The organism is Streptomyces sp. NPDC006012 (genome assembly GCF_042871185.1).
Classification (GTDB): Bacteria; Actinomycetota; Actinomycetes; order Streptomycetales; family Streptomycetaceae; genus Streptomyces.
Genome location: NZ_JBIAIE010000023.1, coordinates 40,745 through 64,765, shown reverse-complemented (window position 1 = coordinate 64,765; position 24,021 = coordinate 40,745). Strand labels below are relative to the sequence as shown.

The window sequence follows — 24,021 nt, the reverse complement described above, 5'->3', positions numbered from 1 at the left end:
GTTGGCGCTGTTTGCCCCGCGGGTACGGCAGCGGGGCAGCCGCGGTGAGGCGACGTCCGGAAACGGCACTCTGCCGAACCCGGGCGGTCCATCAGCGTCGCACCCCCTTCCGCCTCCCCTTGGGCGCCTGCGGCTGCTGGTCCGTCCGGCTCCCCTGCGATGACGACTGCCGCTGCCGGCCAGTCCGGCCAAACTGCGACTGAGTTTCCCGGGCGTGCGGGGCAAAGGGGTTGTCAGGCCCGCTGACGTCCCCGATGTCCGGGGCATAGCGCATACCGGTGCCGAACTGCGACTGAGTTCCCCGGGCGTGCCCGGCAAAGGGGTTGCCAAGCCCGCTGACGTCCCCGATGTCCGGGTCATAGCCACCGGTTGGGAATTGCCCGAAATTACCGTGAGCCTGATCCGAAAAGCCTTGCGAACCCGCCCCCTGATTCAAAAAAACGGGGTCCGGAGCGAGAGACCCATCCTGATCGAATGGAATCCCGAGATCCTGTGTGAACTCGAAATCCGCGAGCTGGTCCCCCAAAAGATTGTAATCTTGGGCCGGTTCCAGGTCCTGTGAGCTGATTCCGGGCGGATAGCCGGACCCGGGGTACGGGCGTGCATCGGCCGAACCCGACTGGCCGACGGAACTGACAGAACTTTCCCCTCGCCCCTGAGAATTACCGGATTGGTCCGGGAGCATGAGCGACGCGTCGTATTTCAACTTGACTACGCCCTCACCATATTCGCGTTCGTAGCCGTGCTTCTCAAGTGCTGCGACCATATCGTCCGGGTAGTCCCGCTCCCTCCCATGCATCATCTGCCTCAAAGCCCACGTCGACCAGAGAATCTTTGCTTCCTTGCCTTCCCCTTTCTTATTTCTATAGGCAATCGTTACCAATTCACCTATCCTGGGCATCTGGCCTGCAGTTCGACTTTGCAGCAGCGTCGTAATAGCTTTATCGGAAACATATGGCATGGAACGCTTCCCTCCAAGGACCGGCGGACTTCTCCTGCTGTAACGGCTCCTGCCTCCGGACGGTTCACCCTATGGTGCGGGTTGTTCGGGAAGGCGTACGAGACCGAAGGCTGCCCGTACGGGTAGTCCACACCCAGCGCGGCGAGGGCTGCCGCGCGTCGCCATTCCCGAGTGACGGCCGGGGGGTGAACCGTCGCCGCAACGACGACACGGGGCCGGACGAGGCGCGCTTCCGTTCCATCGTCGACTGCGCAGATCCGGTGCGGCTCGCCGTGCTACGCGGCAATCATGGGCGGCGTCCCCTACGTCGAGGACGAGGACTGGACGGTTCTGAAGGCACCCGGCGCCCCACGGATCGCCTCCCACCGCGAGCCGGACCACCCCCCGGCGCCTTCCCCTTCCCCTGCGACGACACCTGCCACCGCTGGTCCGTCCGGCTCCCCTGCGATGACGACTGCCGCTGCCGGCCAGTCCGGCCGAACTGCGACTGAGTTCCCCGGGCGCGCGGGGCAAAGGTTGGGTTGAAGCTTCGCTCAGGCTGGGTCGAGAGGCCCTGTGTACCGGGTCCCACCAGACCATCCGGCAAGCCAAGGGAAACATCCGCAACTCGCGGATACCCGAGACCGAAGAACGGATCGACGGCCAATCCTGGAAATCCTCGGAGCCAGTCTTCGTAGTTGGATTCCCACGAATCAAGGCGCGCATCACCCAAGCGCGACTGCCCAGCGGGATTTCCCCCTGTCTCCCTGGCCTGCGGAGCCCGAGAACTTTCCCCCGCTCGCCCCTGGGAGTTACCGGATCCGCAATCGCCCATTATTTGCGAATTTTTGACCTCCAACCGCACTGTATCCCCAATAGGCGCAGGCACCCAGCCGTGCTTTTCAAGCGCTTTGATCAGGTTCGGCGAGTAAGGCCGGGCCCTCCCTGTCGATACTTGGGTATAAAACCAGTCATAAAAAACAAAAGTCTCGCTTTTATCTTTAAAGGTTACTGTCACCTGCTCTTTTGACCCGGGAAGGTCACCTGGCTCTCGACTGTTCAGCAGCTCCTCAAGAACCTCATCGGAAATTGTGTACCTCATGGAATGTTTCCTCCGATCGGCAGACTGCTTCTGTTGCAACGGCTGCCGCCTTCGGATGGTTCACCCTGAGGGTGCCGCAGTAAGCCCGCAACCTGGGGTCGGATCAGCACGGCGAACGGGCCGGCTGGACCTACCACGCGGTGGGGCCGCCCGACCGCCTGAGCCCTGCGCTCACTGGAAGTACGGCGGCAGCCGTCGGTGGCCACGGCGCCGCCGCGAACAGTCACTTCTCCACATTCGGGGCTTCGCCTAGAAGGTGCCTTCGGGGTACTCGTACCACTCGGCCTCGTCCGGATCGAGGTCCAGTTCGGCACCCGCCGGTTCGAGCGCCTGGCGCAGGCGCTCTTGAAGGGGCTCGCCGAGGAAGTTGCAGTGCAGGTCCAGCTTCTTGAGGTGGGTCGGCGGCCGGCCGCCGAGGAGCGCAGCGGCACCGTCGTCACTCCAGGTGCCCAGGGACAGGTCCAGCACCTCAAGCCGGTCGGCCACCGGGGCCGACGCCACGGCGGCGGCGACCTCGTCCGGTATCTCGCTGTTGCGCAGGGCCAGGCGCCGCAGCCGGGGTGACCGGGCACCTGACAGCACCGCCTCCAGCGCGGCCGCCTCGCAATCGGCCCCGACTGCCGCACGCATCACCCCAACCTGCGGCTGAGGTTCAGCTACTTGGGCTGCGCGCCGAGTTCCGGCGCATGCGCCGCCGCGGCGGCGACGGCACGAGCGGGCGCGCGGAGTCGCTCGGCGACGGCGTAGGCGGCTGCGGCGGCCAGCATGCCGGCCACCGCCTCGGCGTAGGCGGGAGCCTGGTAGTGGACGACGGCTGCCACGATCGCGCCGACGGCCCACCCGGCGAAGGCGGTCGGGCGCAACGCGGCCTCCGGGCGGTGCGCGGCCCGGCGACGCATCAGCAGTTGGTCGGTGATGATGACCGCGCCGATCGGAGGCACGAAGATGCCGAGGATGTTCAGCCAGGTGGCAAAGTGCGTCCACACCCCGGCGAGGGCCGCGATGACGCCGACGGCACCGAGGATCAGTGTCAGCCGCCGCATCTTGTCGCCGGTGAGGTGACTCCAGCCGACGGCGCCGTTGTAGAGGCAGTGGGTGCACACCGATCCCAGGTTGATCAGGACGAACGCCACCGCTACGGCGGACAGCGCGGTCCCGTGCGACGCCAGCAGGCCCAGGAAGTCACCGCCGTCGGTCGCGGGAGCCACCGCGGCACCCGCCGCGACGATCACGCCGCCGATGAGCAGGGCCACGAAGTTGGCCACCGGAAAGGCGGTCAGGCCGGCCGTGACCGCCTGCCGGCCGCTGCCGGACCAGCGTGTGAAGTCGGCCGTCATCGTGCCGGAGTCGGCGAACGTCGCAATGGTGATGGTCACCGCCGCGCCGATGGTCAGCGCGGTGGAGTTGTGCGTCCCGTGATAGGAGGTGATACCGGTCAGCGAGTGGGTGCGCGAGGCGAGCCAGAGGGCGACGAGGCCGAGCACGAGGAACAGCGGCGCCGAGATCATGCCGAGCACGGCCAGGGCCCGGATCCCGATGTACGTGATGCCGATGTAGAGCAGACCGGCGATCAGGACGACCAGGGTCTGGTTCCAGCCGAAGGTCGCGTGGAGAGTGGCTCCGGTGAGACCGGTCTGGAAGGCGAACCAGCCGACCACGATGGTCGCCAGGAAGCCGCACGCCACGGTGTATCCGCGGCGGCCGAAGGTGGACGTCGCCACCAGGGCGAAGTTGCGGCCGGTGGATCCGGCCACGTAGCTGAGGGCACCGACGTACACGCTGAGGGCGAGGCTGCCGAGCGCGATGGCGATGAGTCCGCGTACGAAGCCGAGCCCGTAGACGATGATCCCGCCGAAGACGGCGTTGGTGAGGATCATCGGGAAGCCGAACCAGACGGCAGCCACGGAGGACCAGGAGCGCCGGTGCTCGGCGGGCACGGGCTCGTGCTCGAACTCCGATGTCAGTTCGTGGTGGGCGGCGGGTTTGTCCTGTTGATGCTGGAGGGAGGTCATGATCCACCTCTTCCGGGCTTCTGTCCGCAGGGGCCCCAGGGCCGTACGGACGGTCGAGAGAGCCAATCCGGCCGCAGGTTGCGGCCGGTCGCTGAGCACGGTGTGTGACGGGCGGCACCGTGCCGACCCAGCCGACTCGCCGTTGAGACGTACCGGTCCCGGCGGGGCCGCCGGGCTTGGTGCTTGCGGGTCCTGCGCACCCGGGTCAGCGCGCGAGGAATTCCTTGGTTCGTTCCGGGCCGAGTCGGTGAACGCCACGTCCAATGGGCCGGCTCACTGCCCGTGGAATGGCCCCATCCGTTGGGATGGCGCGCAATTCGGCGTCAGGGATGAACTCGCGGGCCCACACCTCATGTTCCGGCAGAAAACACAGGTCCTTCCCGGCCGGCATGACCAGGACATTGGACCCTGATGATCTTCAGCACCTTCTCCGTTTCACCGCCGAAACCCGGCACCACCAAGCCGCTGATTTCGGTCGAACGTAATTTGCCCCAGGGCCGCACGTCAACGGCACACAAGCGGAGTGTCGCAGGTCACATGGCCTTTATGGATGCGCGGAATTGGTTTACAGAGATGTAACACTTCCTTTATTTACGCCGCATTGTGTTCCGCCTATCGTCGTGTGATCACAGATCTCGTATCACGGCCAGTCGGGAGTCACGGCACGCCATGGAAGCAGAAGCGATCAAGGTCTCTACGGTCCACCACGAGGTGTATGACCGGCTGCGACGCTGGATCAGCAGTGGCAGCCTGCCGCCCGGCACGAAGGTCTCGATCCGCTCGATCGCGGACAGCTTCGGAGTCAGCACCATGCCTGTCCGGGAGGCGCTGCGCAGACTGCAGGCAGAGGGATTCGTCCTCTTCGAACGCCGCAGCGTCACCGTGACCGACCTGTCCAAGGACCAGGTGACCCAGCTTTTCAAGATCCGGCTGCGCCTGGAACAACTGGCATCGGAATGGGCCATCGGGCAGGTGAACGACGACGACATCGCAGATCTTGAAAGAATTCTGCAAAGGATGAATCAAGACGGCATCGGAGTCGAGGAGTGGCGCGGCCTCAACCAGGATTTCCACCGCCGCTTCTACGATTGCGCCCGGAGCCCGCACCTGCTTGATCTCATCAAGAACGTCTGGGACAAGATCGAACCTTATATGGCGGTCTACGCGTCCACCGTGGAAGATTTCCATGAAGCACACAAGCAGCACACCGAGATTCTGGAACTCATCCGGTCAGGAGACCTCCCCCGTCTCCTGACCGCGACAGAAAGGCATCTGGAGGACACGGCAGCGATCGTCCTGCAGGCCCTGTGACCGACCACAGCCCCGCACGACCTATCAGCCTGCCGACCGCCCGGGAACCGTCGCCGGTCCCGCCGCGGCCGGCACGGAGTGACAGGAGCCCCCTGAGACCATGTTCGAAGAACTCACCGTCAACGCCTTCCACGCCGCCCTGCGCACCGGGGAGATGACGTCCGCCGACCTGGTCGACTGGTACCTGGCCAGGATCGAGGCACACAACACGCAGGGGGCGGAACTCCAGGCAGTGGTGACCGTCAACCCGCGTGCCCGTGACGAGGCCGCCGCCGCCGACCAGCACTTCTCCGACACCGGCCGGCTCACCGGGCCCCTGCACGGCGTGCCCGTGCTCGTGAAGGACCAGGTCGAGACGGCGGGCCTGCGCACGACCTTCGGGTCGAAGCTGTTCGAGAACTATGTGCCGGAGGCGGACGGGACGCTCGTCACCAGGCTCCGGGAGGCCGGAGCCGTCATCCTGGCCAAGACCTCGATGTGCGACTTCGCGGCCGGCTGGTTCTCCTCCTCGTCGATGACCGACCACACCAAGAACCCCTACAGCCCCGCCCGCGAGGCCGGCGGATCCAGCTCCGGCACCGGCGCGGGCCTGGCGGCGAACTTCGGGCTCGTCGGCATCGGCGAGGACACCGGCGGCTCCATCCGCATCCCCGCGTCGTTCAACAACCTGTTCGGCCTGCGCGTGACGACCGGTCTCGTCAGCCGTGCCGGATTCGCGCCCCTCGTGCACTTCCAGGACACCCCCGGCCCGATGGCCCGGACCGTCGCGGACCTCGCGCGCCTGCTCGACAGCATCGTCGGCTTCGACCCGCGGGATCCGTTCACCGCCGTCGCCTGGCCCCCGCCGGGCAGCTACACCGAGGCACTCGACCAGGAGATCCCGTTCGACGCCTGGCGGATCGGGGTGCTGGAAACCGGCTTCGGCCCCGCCGCCAACCCCGACGCCGAACCGGTCAACCAGGTGGTCCGGTCAGCGATCGGCCACCTCACGGACCTCGGCACCGCCACCGTGCCCGGCCTGGAGATCGAGAAGCTCGGCGACTGGATCGCCGACACCTCCCTCTACGTCCGGCAGTCGAAGGCGGACATCAGCCGCTTCCTCGCCCAGCGGCCCAAGGCCCCGGTAACGGACTTCGCCGGGATCTACGACAGCGGAGTGTTCCACCCGTACAACGACCTGCTGCACGGGATCGCCGAGGGCCCCGAGAATCCCGAGGACGACCCCGAGAACCTGCGGCTGCGGCTCAACCAGGAGCACTTCCGCCGGCTGATGCTGAACCTGTTCGCCACCCATCGGCTCGACTTCCTCGTCTACCCCTCCATACAGGTCGTTCCGCCGACCCGCGACGAACTCGCCGCGGAGAAGTACCGGGCACTCACCTTCCCCACCAACACGGTCATCGGCTCCCAGGCCGGGTTCCCCGCACTCACCCTCCCGGCGGGCTTCACCGACAGCGGGCTGCCCGTCGGCATGGAACTGCTCGGCACCCCGCTGACCGAACGGAAGATGCTGCAATTCGCCCAGGCGTGGGAGAAGTCCACGCAGCCGCGGAAGGCGCCGGTGCTGTGACAGCGCGCGAACTCGACCTCAACGCCGACCTCGGCGAAAGCTACGGCGTCTACCGCTACGGCGCCGACGAGGCGATGATGAAGCTCATCACCTCGGCCAACATCGCCTGCGGATTCCACGCCGGCGATCCACTGGTGCTCCAGGAGTCGGTCCGCCTGGCACACGAAAACGGAGTGCGCATCGGCGCCCACGTGGGCCTGCCCGACCCGCTCGGCTTCGGCCGCCGGGAGGTGGCCATCACCCCGTCGGAGGCCCACGCGTACACGCTGTACCAACTCGGGGCGCTGGACGCGTTCCTGCGCCCCCGCCGGATAGCCATGCACCACGTCAAACCGCACGGCGCGCTCTACATGATGGCCTCCCGGGACCCCGTTCTCGCCGACGGCGTGGCCCGCGCGGTCGCGGACTTCGACCGGAAGCTGGCGGTCTACGCCCTGCCCGGCTCGGCACTCGCCGAGGCAGGACACCATCACGGCCTGCGCGTGGTCGGCGAGTTCTTCGCCGACCGGCCCTACGACGGCACCGAGGTGACCATGTTCGGCTGGACCTACGACCAGCTGGGCTCACCCGCGGACACCGCGGACCGGGTCAGCGGGATGCTCGCCGACCCGCGCTTCGACGAGGTCGGCACGGTCTGTGTGCACAGCGACACACAGCAGGCACCCCTGCTGATGGCCACCGTGCGCAAGCGGATCATCGACGAGGGCCACCAACTGCCCTGACCACCGGCGGCGCCGCGACTCCGGCGCCGGCCGGTGCGTCCGGACCGCGCCGCAGGCACACCCCCTGGAGGACCGGACGGTCCGGACGATCAGCCGTCCAGCGCCTCGATCGTCGCGTTGGACGGGCCGCGCGTCGCCTGGAGCTCGCGGGCCACGTCCTCCGCCGCGCCCAGCACCCGTACCGCGTTCTGCCAGGTCAGCTTGGCCAAGTCGGTCTTGGACCAGCCGCGGTCCAGCAGTTCGGCGATCAGGTTCGGGTAGCCGGAGACGTCGCCGAGCCCGTCCGGGGTGAAGGCCGTGCCGTCGTAGTCACCGCCGATGCCGAGGTGGTCGATCCCGGCGACCTCACGCATGTGGTCCAGGTGGTCGGCGACGGTGGCCACCGTGGCGACGGGACGCGGATGCGCCTCTTCGAAGGCCCGGTGGACCTTCATCGCCTGCTCCGTCGTGTCGAGGTGGTGGAAACCGTGGACGCGCATGTTCGCGTCGGCCGCGGCCGTCCAGTCCACCGCCGCCTGGAGGACGAACTTCGGTACGAACGTCACCATCGCCACGCCGCCGTTCGCGGGCAGCAGTCGGAGGACGTCGTCCGGGATGTTGCGCGGGTGGTCGCAGACCGCGCGGGACGAGGAGTGCGAGAAGATCACCGGCGCGGACGTCGCCGCCAGCGCGTCCCGCATCGTCGTCGCCGCCACATGGGAGAGGTCGACGAGCATGCCCAGGCGGTTCATCTCCCGTACGACCTCGCGGCCGAAGGCGGTCAGGCCGCCCGCGTGCGGCTCGTCCGTCGCCGAGTCCGCCCAGGGCACGTTGTCGTTGTGGGTGAGCGTCATGTAGCGCACGCCCAGCCCGTACAGGCCGCGCAGGGTGCCCAGCGAGCAGGCGATGGAGTGGCCGCCCTCCGCGCCCATGAGCGAGGCGATACGGCCCTCCGCGCGCGCCGCCGTCATGTCGGCGGCGGTCAGCGCGGGCGCCAGGTCCTGCGGGTAGCGGGCCAGCAGCTGCCGTACGCAGTCGATCTGTTCCAGGGTCGCCGGGACCGCGTCGGGCAGGTCCGAGCGGACGTACACCGACCAGTACTGCGCGCCGACCCCGCCCGCGCGCAGCCGCGGCAGGTCGGTGTGCAGATGGGCGTCCTGGTGGCCGGCGATGTCGCGGGCGCCGAGGTCGTAGCGGACCTGCTCGCGCAGGGCCCAGGGCAGGTCGTTGTGCCCGTCGACGACGGGGAAGTCACGCAGCAGCGCCCTGGCTTCGTCCAGCGAGGTCATACCTGTCACGTCCCTTTCCTCACTTGCCGAAGCCGAAGCCGCCCGCCCCGTCCACCTTGGCGCGCAGCCGTTTGCCCTTCTCGGTGGCCTGGTCGTTCAGCTCCCGCTGGAAGTCCCGCATGCGGGTCAGCAGTTCCTCGTCGTGCGCGGCGAGGATGCGGGCCGCGAGGAGGCCGGCGTTGCGGGCGCCGCCGACGGAGACGGTCGCCACCGGGACACCGGCCGGCATCTGCACGATCGACAGCAGGCTGTCCATGCCGTCGAGGTACTTCAGCGGGACCGGGACGCCGATGACCGGCAGCGGGGTCACGGAGGCGAGCATGCCGGGCAGATGGGCGGCGCCGCCCGCACCCGCGATGATCACCTTCAGCCCGCGCTCCGCAGCCTGCTCGCCGTACGCGATCATCTCGCGGGGCATCCGGTGCGCGGAGACGACGTCGACCTCGTGGTCGATCTCGAACTCGTCGAGGGCCTTGGCCGCTGCCTCCATGACGGGCCAGTCGGAGTCCGACCCCATGACGATGCCGACAAGAGGACTCATTCGGTGATCGTGCCCCTCAGATAACCGGCTGCGTGACGGGCGCGCTCCAGCACCTCGTCCAGGTCGTCGCCGTAGGTGTTGACGTGGCCCACCTTGCGGCCGGGCTTCACGTCCTTGCCGTACATGTGGATCTTGAGCTGCGGGTCGCGGGCCATGCAGTGCAGGTACGCGGAGTACATGTCGGGGTAGTCGCCGCCGAGCACGTTGACCATGACGGTCCACTTCGCGCGCGGGCGGGGGTCGCCGAGCGGGAGGTCGAGGACCGCGCGGACGTGGTTGGCGAACTGCGAGGTGATCGCGCCGTCCTGGCTCCAGTGACCGGAGTTGTGCGGGCGCATCGCCAGTTCGTTGACGAGGATGCGGCCGTCGCGGGTCTGGAACAGTTCGACGGCGAGGTGGCCGACGACGCCGAGTTCCTTGGCTATGCGCAGGGCCAGCTCCTCGGCCCGCACCGCGAGCACCTCGTCCAGACCGGGTGCCGGGGCGATCACCGTGTCGCAGACGCCGTCGACCTGCCGGGACTCCACCACCGGGTAGGCGACGGCCTGGCCGTGCGGGGAGCGTACGACGTTGGCGGCCAGCTCGCGGACGTAGTCGACCTTCTCCTCCGCGAGAACCGGCACGCCGGCCCGGAACGGGTCGGTGGCCTCCTCGGCGGTCTCCACGACCCACACGCCCTTGCCGTCGTAGCCGCCGCGCACGGTCTTCAGGACGACCGGGAAGCCGTTCCCCTCGGCGGCGAAGCGGACCACGTCCTCCTGGTCGGCCACGATCCGGTGCCGCGGGCAGGGGATGCCGATGGCGTCGAGCCTGGCCCGCATCACCCCCTTGTCCTGGGCGTGCACCAGCGCGTCCGGGCCGGGGCGGACCGGGATGCCCTCCGCCTCCAGGACGCGCAGATGCTCGGTGGGGACGTGCTCGTGATCAAAGGTGATCACGTCACAGCCCCGCGCGAACGCACGCAGCGTGTCCAGGTCGCGGTAGTCGCCGATGACGACATCGCTCACGACCTGCGCCGCGGAGTCCTGGGGGGTGTCACTGAGAAGCTTGAACCTGATGCCGAGCGGGATGCCTGCTTCGTGCGTCATACGAGCGAGCTGGCCCCCGCCGACCATGCCGACTACCGGGAATGTCACATCCCTAGGGTATCCGCCGCGCCACGGCGGCCGGATTCCGCTCCTCTTCGCCCGCCTCTCACCCGCTTTTTCCCCATCTCTTGCCGACCCATGGGCCGATACGGAGGCGATGGAGGGAGGCGCTGGTTAGCATGGCTGGGTTGACGGAAACCTACGGACAGGAGCCTGCACGACCATGGAACCCGGTTCCTCGGGGCTGCGAAGGCTTGTGCACGAGGTCGCCAAGTTCGGCGCCGTGGGCGGTGCCGGACTTCTCGTCAATCTCGGCGTGTTCAATCTGGTACGGCACGTCACCGACCTTCCGGTCGTCCGCGCCAGCATCGTCGCCACCGTCGTCGCGATCGTCTTCAACTACATCGGCTTCCGCTACTTCGCGTACCGGGACCGCGACAAGGGCGGCCGTACCCGGGAACTCACCCTGTTCCTGCTGTTCAGCGTGGTCGGCCTGGTGATCGAGAACGGCGTCCTGTACGCGGCGACGTACGGGTTCGGCTGGGACACCCCGTTGCAGAGCAACGTCTTCAAGTTCCTCGGCATCGGCGTCGCGACCCTGTTCCGCTTCTGGTCGTACCGCACCTGGGTGTTCCGGGCGCTGCCCGCCCGGGAAGCGGTCACCGGCGCGGAGTCCTACCTCGCGACGGAACCCGATTCCCAGCGGCAACGGATCTCCTGAGTCAGGATCCGCCCTGAGCCCGGATCCGTCCGGCCCCGCGGGTTCCACCCAGCACGCCTCGTCCGGCACGCGCCACGCCGCGCACGCCTCGCCCAGCAGTTCCCGCTCAGCGCGCCTCGCTCAGCGCTTCCCGCTCAGCGGAGCGAAGCGTCACCGGACAGTGGGCTCGTCCGCCCCGTCCGGCTTCTTCAGCAGCGGCGTGCGGGACAGGAACAGGCCGAACACCGGCGGCTGGGACTGGAGCAGCTCCAGCCGGCCGCCGTCCGCCTCCGCGAGGTCCCGGGCCACGGCCAGGCCGATGCCCGTCGAGTTCCGCCCGCTGATCGCCCGCTCGAAGATCCGGGCGCCGAGGTCGGCCGGGACCCCGGGGCCCTCGTCGGTGACCTCGACCACGGCCTGGTTGCCGGTTACGCGGGTGCGCAGCGCGACCGTGCCGCCGCCGTGCATCAGCGAGTTCTCGATCAGCGCCGCCAGCACCTGGGCCACCGCGCCCGGTGTGCCCACCGCCCGCAGATGCCGTTTGCCGGAGCTGACGATCGCCCGGCCCGCGCTGCGGTAGGCGGGGCGCCATTCGGCGAGCTGCTGCTGGATGACCTCGTCGAGGTCGAAGCTGACCGCGGAGCCGGTGCGCGGGTCGCGGGCGTTCGTCAGCAGCCGCTCCACCACGTCCGTCAGCCGCTCGACCTGCGCCAGCGCCACGTTCGCCTCCTCCTTCACCGTGTCCGGGTCATCGGTGAGAGTGATCTCCTCCAGGCGCATCGACAGCGCGGTCAGGGGCGTGCGCAGTTGGTGGGAGGCGTCGGCGGCGAGCCGCCGTTCGGCGGTGAGCATCCGGGCGATGCGCTCGGCCGAGGAGTCCAGCACATCGGCGACCCGGTCCAGCTCGGGCACCCCGTACCGCTTGTGCCGGGGGCGCGGGTCACCGGAGCCGAGCCGTTCCGCGGTCTCCGCGAGATCGGTCAGCGGGGAGGCGAGGCGGTTCGCCTGGCGCACCGCGAGCAGTACCGCGGCGACCACCGCGAGCAGCGCCACCGCGCCGATGATCAGCAGCGTCCGGCCGACTTCCCGGGTCACCGCCGAACGCGGCTCCTGAACCGTGACCCGCTCGCCCTCCTCGCCGTCGGCGCTGGACTGGATCACGTCGCCCTCAGGCTTGCTGCCCACCATGATCGGCGCCCGGTCGGGCAGGCGGATGATCGCGTACTGCTCCTTGCCGACCTGGTTGCGCAGTATGTCGCCGGTGACGTCCTCCGCGCCGAGGATGCGGCTGTCCACGATGCTGGCCAGCCGCAGCGCCTCGGAGTCCACCCGCTCCTGCGCGCTGTCGCTGATCGTCCGGGTCTCGACGATGACGAGGGACAGGCCGAACACGGCGATCACGACGAGCACCACGGCGAGCGTGGACTGGATCAGTCGGCGGCGCATGTCCTCTTACCCGGAGCACCCTCGGCGGGGCTCAACTCTTCTCGAAACGGAAACCGACTCCGCGGACGGTCGCGATGTACCGGGGGTTCGCCGCGTCGTCACCGAGCTTCTTGCGCAGCCAGGAGATGTGCATGTCGAGCGTCTTGGTCGACGACCACCAGGTCGTGTCCCAGACCTCGCGCATCAACTGGTCGCGGGTGACGACCCGGCCGGCGTCCCGGACCAGGACCCGCAGCAGGTCGAACTCCTTGGCGGTGAGCTGGAGTTCCTCGTCGCCCATCCAGGCGCGGTGCGACTCGACGTCGATCCGCACGCCGTGGGTGGCCGGGGGCTGCTGCGGTTCGGCTGCGCCGCGGCGCAGCAGGGCACGGACGCGGGCGAGCAGTTCGGCGAGCCGGAAGGGCTTGGTGACGTAGTCGTCGGCGCCCGCGTCCAGGCCGACGACGGTGTCCACCTCGTCGGCGCGCGCGGTCAGGATGAGGATGGGAACGGTGTGGCCTTCGGCGCGCAGCCGGCGGGCGACCTCCAGGCCGTCCATGCCGGGCAGGCCCAGGTCCAGCACCACCAGGTCGACGCCGCCCTGCATTCCGGCGTCGAGCGCGGTGGGTCCGTCCTCGCGCACCTCGACCTCGTAACCTTCCCGGCGCAGGGCACGGGCCAGCGGCTCCGAGATGGACGCGTCGTCCTCGGCGAGCAGTACACGGGTCATGGGGTGATGGTAGTCCGCCCGGCCGTCGTGCCGGGGTGTGATCGCCACCCGGAATTCTTACCTTGGGTCACAGCGGCGCGAACCAGTGGGCGCAAGGCCCCTTCGGGGGCGGGGTCTTCGAAACAGGGCGCCTGGTTCCGCCGACACTTCTGATCCAATTCGCAAATCATCCCATATACGGCATCGTCATGCCGTATTGTCACTTGAGCACTCCTGTCGGTAATGGCGACCTTTGGCGCGTATTCAACGCTGAACGTCTCTTTTGTCGCGGGACGTGGATCCCGATGGTCGCGGTCCGCCGCCCCGCGGTCCGGGGCGGACGCCCCGTGAGCGGGGGGACAGGCACCCCGTGCTCATGGGGACAGGTCCCCCGTGGCTCGGGGTCAGGTCCTCCGTGGCATGGGGCCGGATACCCCGTGGCAGTGGCATGGGTCCGGATACCCCGTGGCATGGGGGCGGGCGGCCCCGCCGCCGGGGCCGGCCGCACCCCCCACCGGGCGCGCGACGCCGTACGGCGCGTCCCGACCAGCGAGGAACGACCATGGCGTCCAGCCTGACGAAGGACCCGGTGCAACCGGACACGCCCGGCACCGGGAAGACCTTCTTCGGCCACCCCCGCGGACTGGCCACCCTCTTCATGACCGAGACGTGGGAGCGCTTCTCCTACTACGGCATGCGGGCCCTGCTCCCGCTCTACCTGGTGGCCCCGGCCGGGCTGCACCTCGACGCGGCCACCGCGACCGCGATCTACTCGGTGTACCTGTCCCTGGTGTACCTGCTCGCCCTGCCCGGCGGCTGGGTCGCGGACCGCGTCCTCGGCCCGCGCAGAACGGTCGCCGTGGCCGGTGTGGTCATCATGCTCGGCCATCTCACCCTGGCACTGCCGAGCGCGGGCACCTTCTACACGGGGCTCGGGCTGGTCGCGATCGGCTCCGGTCTGCTGAAGGCCAACATCTCGACGATGGTCGGCCACCTCTACGACCGCCCGGACGACCCGCGCCGGGACGGCGGCTTCACGATCTTCTACATCGGCATCAACCTGGGTGCCTTCGCCGCCCCGCTGGTCATCGGCACCATCGGGCAGAAGGTGAACTGGCACCTGGGCTTCGCGCTCGCCGCGGTCGGCATGGCGCTGGGCCTGGCCCAGTTCCTGATCGGCGGCCACCGGCTGAGCCCGCGCTCCAGCGTGGTGCCGACGCCGCTGTCGGCCGCGGAGAAGGCCGCCACGCTGCGCAAGGCGGGCCTGTGGGCGGCCGTCGCGGTGGTCTTCTACGCCGTCGCCGGGTTCTCCGGCGCCTTCACCCTGAACTGGGTGATGGTCCCGATCATCGCCGCCGGCCTGGTCATCCCGGTGGTGGTGCTCGCCCGGATCAAACGGGACCGGGACCTGGACGGCGCCGAGCAGTCCCGGATGTCCGCCTACATCTGGTTCTTCGTCGCCGCGGCGCTGTTCTGGATGATCTACGACCAGGGCGGTTCGACGCTGTCGATCTTCGCCTACCACAGGGCCGAGAACAGCGTCTTCGGCTGGAGTTTCCCGGTCTCCTGGTACCAGTCGGTCAACCCGGTCATGATCATGGCGCTGGCGCCGGTCTTCGCGGTCCTGTGGACCGCGCTGGCCAGGCGCGGCAGGGAACCGAGCACGGCGGCCAAGTTCGGCCTGGGCCTGATCCTGGTCGGCGCGTCCTTCTTCGTCTTCCTCGCCCCGCTGGCCATCGCCGGGAACGGCCACAAGGCGGCCGCGCTGTGGCTGGTGGCGATCTACTTCGTGCAGACCATCGGTGAGCTGCTGCTCTCTCCGGTCGGTCTGTCGGTCACCACGAAGATGGCGCCCGCGAAGTACGCCTCCCAGATGATGGGCGTCTGGTTCCTGGCCGTCACCGCCGGTGACGCCACGACCGGGCTGCTCGGCGTGGCGGGCGTCAACCTCGACCGGATGGACATCGTGGTCGCGGAGGCGGTCCTCGCCGTGGTCGCCGGTACGGCGGTGTGGACGTACCGCGGCAAGGTACGGCGGCTGATGGGCGACGTGAACTGACGGGCGGCGTGCGGTGACGGGCGACGACTGTCTCCGCCGGGTGATGGGCGAGGTTCGCTGACGGGTGGCGGGTGACGGGTGACGTGCACTGACGGGTACCGGGCGGCGTGTACAGGGGCACATCGGCATCACGCCCTAGCGTCCTCGCGCCCTCGCACCGGAGGGCCGTCGCACGCTGTGGTGCGGCAGCCCTCCGGGCGTTCCGGTGGCCCTCCGTTCAGGGCCCTTCGTTCAGGCCCGTTCAGCCGGGCCTTCCGTTCAGCTGGTGCTCCGCGCGCTCACCGGGTCCTGCGGCGGGGCATGAAGGTGAAGACCGCCGCGCCCAGCAGGATCGCCGTGCCCGCCACCAGGCCCAGCGCCTTGACGGCGCCGTGGTCCCCGGAGCCCGTCGCCGCGAGGCCCCCGCTGGTGCCGCTGCCGCCGGCCGCCGAACCGCCCGAGGACGACGAGCCGCCCGCGGCGCCGCCCGGCTGCGCGGTGGTGTCGAGGGTGAGCGAGACCGCCGTCTTGGTGGGTGTGCAGGTCGTCGTCGTACCCAGGGCCTTGACCGTCAGGACGCCCGGCGACAGCGTGGCGGTGCCGCTCGCGCCCGGCTTGTAGGTGCCCTTCAGATCGGGGATCGCGATCGGCTCACCGGACTTGATCGCGGCGGAGTTCATCGGTCCCTCCACATGCACGGTTCCCTTGTCGGAACCGCCCAGGGCCACCTCCATCGACGGCTTGACCGAGTCCTTCGGGATGTCGGCGGGGCTGTCCATGACCGACTTCTTGAACTGCACGGTCAGGTCGTAGCTCCCGCCGTTCTTCTTGGCGTTGATCTGCACCGGCGAGGTCGCGTTCTTGTCCCCGATCGGCGTCTTGCAGGCGTAGGGCACCTGGATTTCCTTGCCGGTGAAGTCGGTCTGGCCGCCACCGGTGCCGTCGCTCGCCGAGTCGGACGGAGTGGCCGTGCCGCTGGGCGGCGCCGGCGGCGAGTCCGTGTCCGACGGTGTGGGTGACGTCGTCGGCGTACCGCCGCCACCCGCCGTGACCTGGATCGTCGCCGCCTTCTGCACGGTCTGGGACGGGGTGCACTTGGTGTCCGTCGACATCGCGTTGACCGTGTACGCGTCGGGCGTCAGCGTCACCTCGCCCGGCGCCGTCAGCTTCAGCGATCCCTTCATGTCGGACAGCACCATGGCGCCGCCCTTGGGAATCGCCGGGTTCTCTCGCGGCCCCTGCATCGCGATGTCCGCGCTCTGCGCACCGGCCGCCTTGAGGGTGCCGGACGGCTGCACCGAGTTGGCGGGCAGGTCGATGATGTCGGGGTTCTTCGAGGCGGCCTGTACGAACTTCCAGCCGACGTCGATCGTGTCGCCGACCTTCGCCGTGGCCGGCGCGGTGATCTCGATCTGGGTCGTGCCGTCCACCGGGTCGATGCCGGCGGGCGGTACGCAGTGGGTGGCGAACGACACCTGGGCGGCCATCGCGGGCGTCGAGGCCACCCCCAGCAGGACACCTGCCCCGCCGAGGACCAGCGCGGCCACCGCCGCGCCCGCTCTGCGTCCGCCGACCGGTACGACCGGTGTGACTCTCCTTCGCATGCTCACGTGGGTCCCTTCGGAGTGGGAGTCGTAGGACTCGTGGGGCTGTCGTCGTGCGGTGCGGAGAGCCGGCCGGCCGGGTCCGGAACGGAGTCCGGGGTGAACCACGGCAAGGTCGGAGTCGGGGTCGGGGCCGGTGCGGGGTCTTCGGCGGGCCGCAGGACGGGCCGCGGCAGGCGGAACGCGGGCCGGGACAGCCCGCGCCGGCGTACGCCGCCCGGCCTGCGCGGCCGTACCCGGTCCACCACGGCCAGCCCGATACGGAACACACCGACCGGTACGACCAGGCAGAGCAGGATCCAGAACAGCGTCACGCCCCAGGGCCGGCCCACTCCCCAGGGCTGCTCGGCGAGCACCTTGCCGCCGTACTTCAGGGAGACGGCGTAGTCGCCATGTGCCCCGGCCGTGAGTTCGACGGGCAGCTTGACCTGCGCCTTCTTGCCGGGTCCGAGGGTGCCGCGCCACTGCTGCTCGTCCCACTGCGGGGCGAAGACGCCGTGCGCGGTGCCGACTTGGAACACCGGGTTCTGCACGGTCGTCGTCCCTAGGTTGCCCACGGTGAAGACCAGCGTGCGGGAGGGGGGCGCACCGAACCAGGTGAGCACGCCGCTCGACCCGTCGAGCCGGGTGTCGGTGAGAACGGCGAGACGTCCCGCGGCGGACTCGGCGGGCAGCGGCTCGACGGCGTGCCCGGCGACCTGGAACTCCGCGTCCGCGTCGGCCTTCGCGCCGGTCACGGTGGCCACGTGCACCACGCACGGGCAGGGCACCGGCGGTTCGGCGACCGGCAGTTCCTTGCTGAAGCCGCCCTTGGCATCCGTGGTGACCGCCCGGCCGTCGCCGTTGGCGCAGGAGTTGGTGCCGCCGATCACGCCCCGCGCGGGTGTGGCCCGCCCGCAGATCAGCAGCATCAGCAGGGTGTCCGGCCGCCAGCCGCTGCCGCTGACGGTGATCGAGCCGCCGGTGCCCGCCTGGGACTCGGACAGTTCGACGGCGGGTTGCTGCGCCGCCGACGCCGGGCCCGCGAGCGGCAGCAGGAGCAGCGCGAACACCGCCGCCAGCACCGGAATCCGCAGCCTGCCGCTCACGTCATGACTCCCGTCAACTCGACCTCTGTAGCAGGGACTTCGTCCGGTGCGCCCAGCCTTCGGCGACGACGTCGGCGACGGCGTACCGCGAGCGCGACCGCCGCGACCGCCACCAGGAACGCCCCGGCGCCCAGCGCGCCCCAGGGCACGAACCGCACCGACGTGTCCGCGGTGGCGTGCGCCCCGCCCGACGCCGTCACGGTCAGCCGCACGTCGACCGCGTCCAGCGCGGGCGGGTCCGGCCACGGCTCGCTCAGCCGCAGGCGCTGCCCCGGGGCGAGGTGGACGGCCAGGGTGCGCGGGGCACGGTCCAGGACCCGGCCGAAGACACCGTCCGCGCGCACCGCCAGACGCGGTACGAGGACGGTCGTACCGCGGTTGACCAGCTCGTACGTGATGCGGCCCGCGTGCACGGCCGGCTTCTCCACGGTCAGGGCGGACAGCACGGGGCCGCCCACGCGCAGCCGGATCGGTACGGTCTCGGTCCGGCCGCCGGCGTCCTCGGCGACGATCGTGCCGGAGCTGTCACCGGGCGCGGCCCCGGCCGGCACGGCCACCGTGAAGGGGACGTCGGCCCGGGTGCGGGCCGGGACCCGCAGGGCGGTCCCGGCGAAGGTGACGCGGACGCCGGTGCCGTGCAGCCGCAGCGTGACCGGTCCGGCGCTCCGGTTGGTCACGGACACGGTGTCCTGCTGGACCGTCCCCGGCGTGCCCTCGGCGTAGAACGACGGCCGTCCGCCGCCCGCCGGCGCGAGGGCCCAGCCCCCGGACCCCGTGGCCGCCGGGGACGGGGTCCCGGCCGCCGCCCCTGCGCCCGCAGCGGCGGTGAACAGGGACAACGGGACGAGCAGGCCCAGCCACAACGCACGGGCTGGCACGGACCTACGGCGGGCAGGAGCGGGCACCGACCGGCAGTCGGCAGGAGCGCACACGGACCGGCAGTAGGCAGGCGCGAACGCGGACCAGCTCCGCACACGGGCAAGTACGGACAGGCAGCGGACACGATCAAGCACGGACCGGCTCCGCACACGCATAACTACGGACAGGATCCGGGCGCGAACGGTCACGGACGAGCGCGGGACACGGGCGGCGGTCGGCATCGGCGGCTCCAGCGGGTCGGGCCCGGGGGTTCAGCGACGTACGGTCTGATTCCGCCGCGTCACCCACAGGACGCCGCCCAGACCGGCGAGCAGGACCGTGCCGCCGAGGGTGCCGAGGGCGATCGCGGAGTCCTCGGGGCCGGTCTGCGGGAGTTGCCCGGCGTCGCCGCCCTGGGAAGAACCCGACGAACCCGACGAACCCGACGAGCCCGAAGAACCCGAAGAGGAACCCCCGGACGAACCGCCCGAGGACCCGCCGGCCGCCGTGACGTCGAGGGTCAGCGAGGGCTTCGGGGTGTTGCTCGGCGTGCAGGTCGTCGTCGTACCGAGCGCCTTGATGGTGAGGATGCCCGCGGTGAAGGTGACCTTGCCCGACTTCTTCGGCGTGTAGGTGCCGCTCAGATCACTGATCTTGATCGGAGTGTTGGCCGGGATCGCCTCTGCGTTGGCCGGGCCGGACACCGCCATCGTGCCGCTGTCGGCACCGCCGAGCTTGACGGTGGCGCTCGGACTCATGGCACCCTTGCCCAGTTCGACCGGGCTGGAGGAGACGCCCTTCTGCCACGACATGGTGATCTTGTAGCCGCCGCCGCTCTTGACGCCCTTGATGTCGATGGGCGACACCGCGCTCTTGTCGCCGATGGGCGTCTTGCACTGGTAGTTGACATCGACGACATCCGCTCGCGCCGCGGGCGCGGCCAGCAGCACCACCGACCCGGCCAACGCCGCGGCAGACGCGAGCGCGGCGGTTCGTTTCGGGTACGACACGGTCCACCCCATTCCTGACGGCACATCAGATTGGCCGTCAAGGTACGCCCGGGGGCATGAGGAGGGAAGAGACGGTGCGCCCCGGAGTTGTGACGATCCGGCGCGCACGGGTGGCGGCTCGGGTGAGGGCTCGGCCCGGGCCGCCGGAAGGCCGGCTCCCCGTCAGGCCGGTGCGCCCAGTTCGGCCCAGACCCTCTTGCCGGACACACCCGGGCTCCGTACGACCCCCCAGTCCAGGCAGAGCCGCTGCACGATGAACATGCCGTGACCGCCGGGGCGCCCCGCGCGGTGCGGGGTGCGGGGGGCCGGCTGGCCGGCCCCGCGGTCGGAGACCTCGATGCGGATCACCTTGCTGTCGCTGGCGAGGAACAGCTCCTCAGGACCCTCCGCGTGCAGGCAGGCGTTGGTGACCAGTTCCGAGACGACGAGCAGCACGTCCTCGGCGGCGGCCCGCTGGTCGGCGGAGGAGGCGGGCAGCCAGCCCCACGCATACAGCGCCTGACGGGTGAAATCGCGGGCGAGCGGCACGACGCCGCTCTCCCCGTCCAGACGCAGTCGGCGGGTCTGTGGACCTTCCGACGGTACGGCCGCTGCCCCCGTGGACGCGCCGTCGCCCGGCGCTCCCCCCTCGGACGCCCCGGAAGCACCGCTGGGCTCCGGGCCGCGGTCGCCCGGCAGGTAAGGCCGGGTGGTGCTCATCAGCGCTTCACCTCACCGATTCACCAGTTCATGTTTGAGCAGTCAGTAGCGGTCGGCACCTGTCGACGCACCTGTCGTTACAAGGTCGCACCCAGGCGGTTCGTCGGTTCCGTATACCCCCCGGGCCGACCGGTCCAGCATGTCTCCTGCCCGGCCGGCCGAGTGGAACACCCCTCGATCCGGCACGGTCCGGAATCTCCGCGGCAGGACTCAGCCGGTCTCGTCGGCCAGAGCCGCCGCGACGGAGTCATGGAGGGTGAAGACCGCCTCCGCCCCGGTGATCTCGAACACCCTGGCGACAACCGGCTGCATGGCCGCGAGATGCACCCCGCCCCCGGCGGCCTCCGCCTTCAGGCGGGCGCCGAGCAGCACGTTGAGTCCCGTGGAGTCGCAGAACTCCAGCCGCGAGCAGTCCACGACGAGTCGTGAGAACCCTTTGTCATGGAGATCGTCGAGCGGTTCGCGCAGCAGATCGGCGGTGTGGTGATCCAACTCACCCGACACGGCCACCACCGCGCTGGAGCCCTCTTCCCGCACCTCCACCAGCAGCCGGCCCGACTGTGCGCTGCCGACCGTCCCGTGGTCCATGCCGTCTGTCTCCCGAGGTCGTGGCCGCCGAATGAACGCTCCGTCGATGCCCGCTCACGCTCTGCCACGTGCTTCCGGGGCTCGTACGGAGACTTCGAACACTACGCCTTCCGTACGCGCTCCGACACCCCAACAACCGCACACAATCGGACATATGACAACAAATGACACTTGCCAGGGGCTCGGTGAAGCGGGTAGGGCTAAGAGGACACACAAACCGACACGGCCGGCTTTGGAGGCGCCGCACACCGCAGTGCACGCACGGCTTCGGCAGCCCAATGCCGAGAACGATGGAGGACACCATGTCACCCCGGCTCGACGCATCGCATACCCCGACCGCGACGTCGACACCCCCACCGGAACAGCTGGATCCCATCGCGGGGCTCCCCGAGATCCCCCCGTACGACGAGATCGGCCCCGTCGACGCGCGGGCCCTGTCCAAGATCCTCTTCGAGCGGCTGGAGTCGCTGGAGGAAGGCACCCACGAGCACGCGTACGTACGCAACACGCTCGTCGAGCTGAACCTCGCGCTGGTCAAGTTCGCCGCCTCACGCTTCCGCTCCCGCAGCGAGCCGATGGAGGACATCATCCAGGTCGGCACGATCGGCCTGATCAAGGCGATCGACCGCTTCGAGCTGTCCCGCGGCGTCGAGTTCCCGACCTTCGCGATGCCGACCATCATCGGCGAGATCAAGCGTTTCTTCCGCGACACCTCGTGGTCCGTGCGGGTGCCGCGCCGGCTCCAGGAGCTGCGCCTCGACCTGGCCAAGGCCGGCGACGACCTGGCGCAGCAGCTGGACCGCGCGCCGACGGTGACCGAACTGGCCGAACGGCTCGGCATCTCCGGTGACGAGGTGGTCGAGGGCATGGCGGCCTCGAACGCGTACACCGCTTCCTCCCTGGACGCCCAGCCCGAGGAGGACGACGCCGAGGGCGCGCTCGCGGCCCGCATCGGCTACGAGGACCACGGGCTGGAAGGCATCGAGTACGTCGAGTCGCTGAGGCCGCTCATCGCCGAACTCCCGTCACGGGACCGCAGGATCCTCTCCCTCCGCTTCGTCGCGGGACTGACCCAGTCGGAGATCGGCGAGGAACTCGGCATCTCGCAGATGCACGTGTCGCGGCTGCTGTCACGGACGCTCGGCCGGCTGCGCGACGGCCTGACAGTGGAGGAATGACCGTCCCCGGGCCCCGGCCCCCCGCGAAGCCCGGACGCCATCCCTCGGGCTACCGGAGTTACCTGGGTTACCCGGGCCACCTGGGGTAACGCCACCCGTACCCGACAGTCCTCCTGCCCACTGCGGGCGCCCCGCCGGCCGGTACGTCGCCACGACGTACCGGCCTTCTGGTGCGAGGAGGACGAAGAGGAGAAGGGGATGAAGGGGACGAAGAGGACACGGACGGCTGGGTGAGGCGGCGGCCGGGGCCGGTTCAGAGGACTCGGGTGCCGCGGCGCCACACCCCGGTGACCAGGGGTACTCCCGGCCGGTAGGCCAGGTGCACATGGCTCGGGGCGTCCAGGAGGACCAGGTCGGCGTGGGCGCCGGGGGTGAGGCGGCCGATGTCGGTGCGGCGCAGGGCCGCGGCGCCGCCCGCCGTGGCCGACCACACCGCCTCGTCGGGGGTCATGCCCATGTCCCGCACGGCCAGCGCGATGCAGAAGGGCACCGAGGACGTGAAGGACGAACCGGGGTTGCAGTCCGTGGACAGCGCGACCGTGACGCCCGCGTCCAGCAGCCGGCGGGCGTCGGGCCACTGGGCGCGCGTGGAGAACTCGGCGCCGGGCAGCAGCGTGGCGACCGTACGGCCGCTCGCGAGGGCGTCGACGTCCGCGTCCGTGAGGTGGGTGCAGTGGTCCGCGCTCGCCGCGTCCAGTTCGACGGCCAGCTGGACGCCGGGGCCGTACGAGAGCTGGTTCGCGTGGATGCGCGGGTGCAGCCCCTTCGCCCGGCCCGCGGTGAGGATCGCCCGGGCCTGGTCGCCGTCGAAGGCGCCCTGCTCGCAGAAGACGTCGATCCATCGCGCGTACGGAGCGCAGGCGTCCAGCATCTCGCCGGTGACCAGTGCGACATATCCGGCCGGGTCGGCGGCGTGGTCCGGCGGCACGATGTGCGCGCCGAGGTAGGTGACCTCGTCGGTGTGGGCGGCGGCGATGCGCAGCGCCCGTGCCTCGTCGTCGACCGTCAGGCCGTACCCGGACTTCGTCTCGAACGTCGTCGTGCCCTGGCCCAGCGCCTCGGACAGGTAACGGGTGAGGTTCGCCTCCAGTTCCCGGTCCGTGGCGGCGCGGGTGGCCGCCACCGTGGTGCGGATGCCGCCCGCCTGGTAGGGGCGGCCGGACATGCGGGCGTTGAACTCGGCGGTGCGGTCACCCGCGAAGACCAGGTGCGAGTGCGAGTCGACGAAGCCCGGCAGCACCGCCCGGCCGCCGGCGGAGACCCGATTGTCAGTGGCGGGTGCTTTGCTGGATTCACCGGTCCAGACGACCCGGTCGCCGTCGATGACGACGGCCGCGTCCTGGATCAGACCGAGGGGGGACCCGCAGCCGAGGGAGGGGTCGTTGGTGACCAGCGTGGCGATGTCGGTGATGACGGTGCTGCTCATGGCGTCCTTGGTGGGGTCCTGGGCGGGGTTCTTGGCGGGGGCCTTCGTGCGGTCCTGGGCGGGGGCCTTCAGAAAGTCCCTGGCAGGGGCCTTGAGAAGGTCCTCGGTGGCGTCCTTGGCGGTTGCCTCGCCGGCGGGCGGACG

At 69.9% G+C, this 24,021-nt stretch carries 20 protein-coding genes and 1 pseudogene; 6 read left to right on the top strand and 15 right to left on the bottom strand.

The features are described 5' to 3' along the window. Window positions 1–91 precede the first annotated feature (91 nt). The 3 genes and pseudogenes from ACFYPJ_RS30145 to ACFYPJ_RS30135 all read right to left on the bottom strand — a co-directional run bounded on the left by ACFYPJ_RS30145 (window position 92) and on the right by ACFYPJ_RS30135 (window position 4,054). Complete coding sequence (locus ACFYPJ_RS30145; RefSeq protein ID WP_389023882.1) at window positions 92–961, bottom strand: hypothetical protein; 870 nt, start codon at window positions 959–961, stop codon at window positions 92–94. 1,330 nt (window positions 962–2,291) lie between these two features. Next, window positions 2,292–2,657, bottom strand: a pseudogene (locus ACFYPJ_RS30140) (leucine-rich repeat domain-containing protein); the annotation flags it as partial. A 41-nt stretch (window positions 2,658–2,698) separates the two neighbouring features. Continuing rightward, the gene (locus ACFYPJ_RS30135) at window positions 2,699–4,054 is read right to left on the bottom strand and encodes a cytosine permease (protein WP_389023879.1); all 1,356 of its coding nucleotides are present in this window, start codon (window positions 4,052–4,054) and stop codon (window positions 2,699–2,701) included. Between the two features lie 669 nt (window positions 4,055–4,723). Between ACFYPJ_RS30135 and ACFYPJ_RS30130 the strand changes: the two genes are divergently transcribed. The 3 genes from ACFYPJ_RS30130 to ACFYPJ_RS30120 all read left to right on the top strand — a co-directional run bounded on the left by ACFYPJ_RS30130 (window position 4,724) and on the right by ACFYPJ_RS30120 (window position 7,657). Further along, entirely contained in the window at window positions 4,724–5,365 is a 642-nt protein-coding gene (locus ACFYPJ_RS30130; RefSeq protein ID WP_389023876.1) for a GntR family transcriptional regulator, read from the top strand. A gap of 100 nt (window positions 5,366–5,465) precedes the next feature. Further along, window positions 5,466–6,935, top strand: coding sequence for an amidase (locus tag ACFYPJ_RS30125; protein WP_389023874.1), 1,470 nt, complete (start codon window positions 5,466–5,468; stop codon window positions 6,933–6,935). Beyond that, window positions 6,932–7,657, top strand: coding sequence for a 5-oxoprolinase subunit PxpA (locus tag ACFYPJ_RS30120; RefSeq protein ID WP_389023871.1), 726 nt, complete (start codon window positions 6,932–6,934; stop codon window positions 7,655–7,657). Before ACFYPJ_RS30125 ends, ACFYPJ_RS30120 begins: the two co-directional genes overlap by 4 nt. A gap of 89 nt (window positions 7,658–7,746) precedes the next feature. Here ACFYPJ_RS30120 and ACFYPJ_RS30115 read toward each other — a convergent pair whose 3' ends face one another. Genes ACFYPJ_RS30115 through ACFYPJ_RS30105 form a run of 3 tightly spaced genes read right to left on the bottom strand, consistent with a single transcriptional unit; the run spans window position 7,747 to window position 10,602 of the window. Further along, window positions 7,747–8,925: a dipeptidase gene (locus ACFYPJ_RS30115; RefSeq protein ID WP_389024027.1), complete on the bottom strand. Its 1,179-nt coding sequence runs from the start codon at window positions 8,923–8,925 to the stop codon at window positions 7,747–7,749. Between the two features lie 19 nt (window positions 8,926–8,944). After that, the gene (gene purE, locus ACFYPJ_RS30110; RefSeq protein ID WP_389023868.1) at window positions 8,945–9,466 is read right to left on the bottom strand and encodes a 5-(carboxyamino)imidazole ribonucleotide mutase; all 522 of its coding nucleotides are present in this window, start codon (window positions 9,464–9,466) and stop codon (window positions 8,945–8,947) included. Then, window positions 9,463–10,602, bottom strand: a complete 1,140-nt coding sequence (locus ACFYPJ_RS30105; RefSeq protein WP_389023865.1) for a 5-(carboxyamino)imidazole ribonucleotide synthase — start codon at window positions 10,600–10,602, stop codon at window positions 9,463–9,465. The genes purE and ACFYPJ_RS30105 overlap by 4 nt, the downstream gene beginning before the upstream one ends. A gap of 175 nt (window positions 10,603–10,777) precedes the next feature. Between ACFYPJ_RS30105 and ACFYPJ_RS30100 the strand changes: the two genes are divergently transcribed. After that, complete coding sequence (locus ACFYPJ_RS30100) at window positions 10,778–11,275, top strand: GtrA family protein (protein ID WP_389023862.1); 498 nt, start codon at window positions 10,778–10,780, stop codon at window positions 11,273–11,275. Window positions 11,276–11,425: 150 nt separating this feature from the next. Here ACFYPJ_RS30100 and ACFYPJ_RS30095 read toward each other — a convergent pair whose 3' ends face one another. Together ACFYPJ_RS30095 and ACFYPJ_RS30090 are read right to left on the bottom strand one after the other, a co-directional pair. Continuing rightward, a complete protein-coding gene (locus ACFYPJ_RS30095; protein WP_389023859.1) occupies window positions 11,426–12,700 on the bottom strand; it encodes an ATP-binding protein in 1,275 nt (424 codons plus the stop codon). 31 nt (window positions 12,701–12,731) lie between these two features. Next, window positions 12,732–13,409, bottom strand: coding sequence for a response regulator transcription factor (locus ACFYPJ_RS30090; protein ID WP_018566970.1), 678 nt, complete (start codon window positions 13,407–13,409; stop codon window positions 12,732–12,734). Between the two features lie 541 nt (window positions 13,410–13,950). Here ACFYPJ_RS30090 and ACFYPJ_RS30085 point away from each other — a divergent pair. Beyond that, window positions 13,951–15,447 (top strand): peptide MFS transporter, encoded by a 1,497-nt coding sequence (locus ACFYPJ_RS30085; RefSeq protein WP_389023856.1) that lies wholly within the window; start codon window positions 13,951–13,953, stop codon window positions 15,445–15,447. Between the two features lie 278 nt (window positions 15,448–15,725). Here ACFYPJ_RS30085 and ACFYPJ_RS30080 read toward each other — a convergent pair whose 3' ends face one another. The 6 genes from ACFYPJ_RS30080 to ACFYPJ_RS30055 all read right to left on the bottom strand — a co-directional run bounded on the left by ACFYPJ_RS30080 (window position 15,726) and on the right by ACFYPJ_RS30055 (window position 21,273). Continuing rightward, a complete protein-coding gene (locus tag ACFYPJ_RS30080) occupies window positions 15,726–17,036 on the bottom strand; it encodes a hypothetical protein (protein ID WP_389023853.1) in 1,311 nt (436 codons plus the stop codon). Next, a complete protein-coding gene (locus tag ACFYPJ_RS30075; RefSeq protein WP_389023850.1) occupies window positions 17,033–18,118 on the bottom strand; it encodes a hypothetical protein in 1,086 nt (361 codons plus the stop codon). The genes ACFYPJ_RS30080 and ACFYPJ_RS30075 overlap by 4 nt, the downstream gene beginning before the upstream one ends. Then, the gene (locus ACFYPJ_RS30070; protein ID WP_389024024.1) at window positions 18,115–18,957 is read right to left on the bottom strand and encodes a hypothetical protein; all 843 of its coding nucleotides are present in this window, start codon (window positions 18,955–18,957) and stop codon (window positions 18,115–18,117) included. The genes ACFYPJ_RS30075 and ACFYPJ_RS30070 overlap by 4 nt, the downstream gene beginning before the upstream one ends. Window positions 18,958–19,248: 291 nt before the next feature. Next, entirely contained in the window at window positions 19,249–19,986 is a 738-nt protein-coding gene (locus ACFYPJ_RS30065) for an LPXTG cell wall anchor domain-containing protein (RefSeq protein WP_389023847.1), read from the bottom strand. A 162-nt stretch (window positions 19,987–20,148) separates the two neighbouring features. After that, a complete protein-coding gene (locus tag ACFYPJ_RS30060) occupies window positions 20,149–20,685 on the bottom strand; it encodes an ATP-binding protein (protein ID WP_389023845.1) in 537 nt (178 codons plus the stop codon). Window positions 20,686–20,895: 210 nt separating this feature from the next. Further along, window positions 20,896–21,273, bottom strand: a complete 378-nt coding sequence (locus tag ACFYPJ_RS30055; RefSeq protein WP_389023842.1) for an STAS domain-containing protein — start codon at window positions 21,271–21,273, stop codon at window positions 20,896–20,898. 302 nt (window positions 21,274–21,575) lie between these two features. On the opposite strand from ACFYPJ_RS30055, the gene ACFYPJ_RS30050 reads away from it, so the two are divergent. Beyond that, window positions 21,576–22,451, top strand: coding sequence for an RNA polymerase sigma factor SigF (locus ACFYPJ_RS30050; protein WP_389023839.1), 876 nt, complete (start codon window positions 21,576–21,578; stop codon window positions 22,449–22,451). A 253-nt stretch (window positions 22,452–22,704) separates the two neighbouring features. On the opposite strand, the gene hutI is transcribed toward ACFYPJ_RS30050, so the two are convergent. After that, window positions 22,705–23,877 carry an imidazolonepropionase gene (gene hutI, locus ACFYPJ_RS30045; protein WP_389023836.1) on the bottom strand — a complete coding sequence of 391 codons (1,173 nt, stop codon included), beginning with the start codon at window positions 23,875–23,877 and terminating at the stop codon, window positions 22,705–22,707. Window positions 23,878–24,021 lie beyond the last annotated feature (144 nt).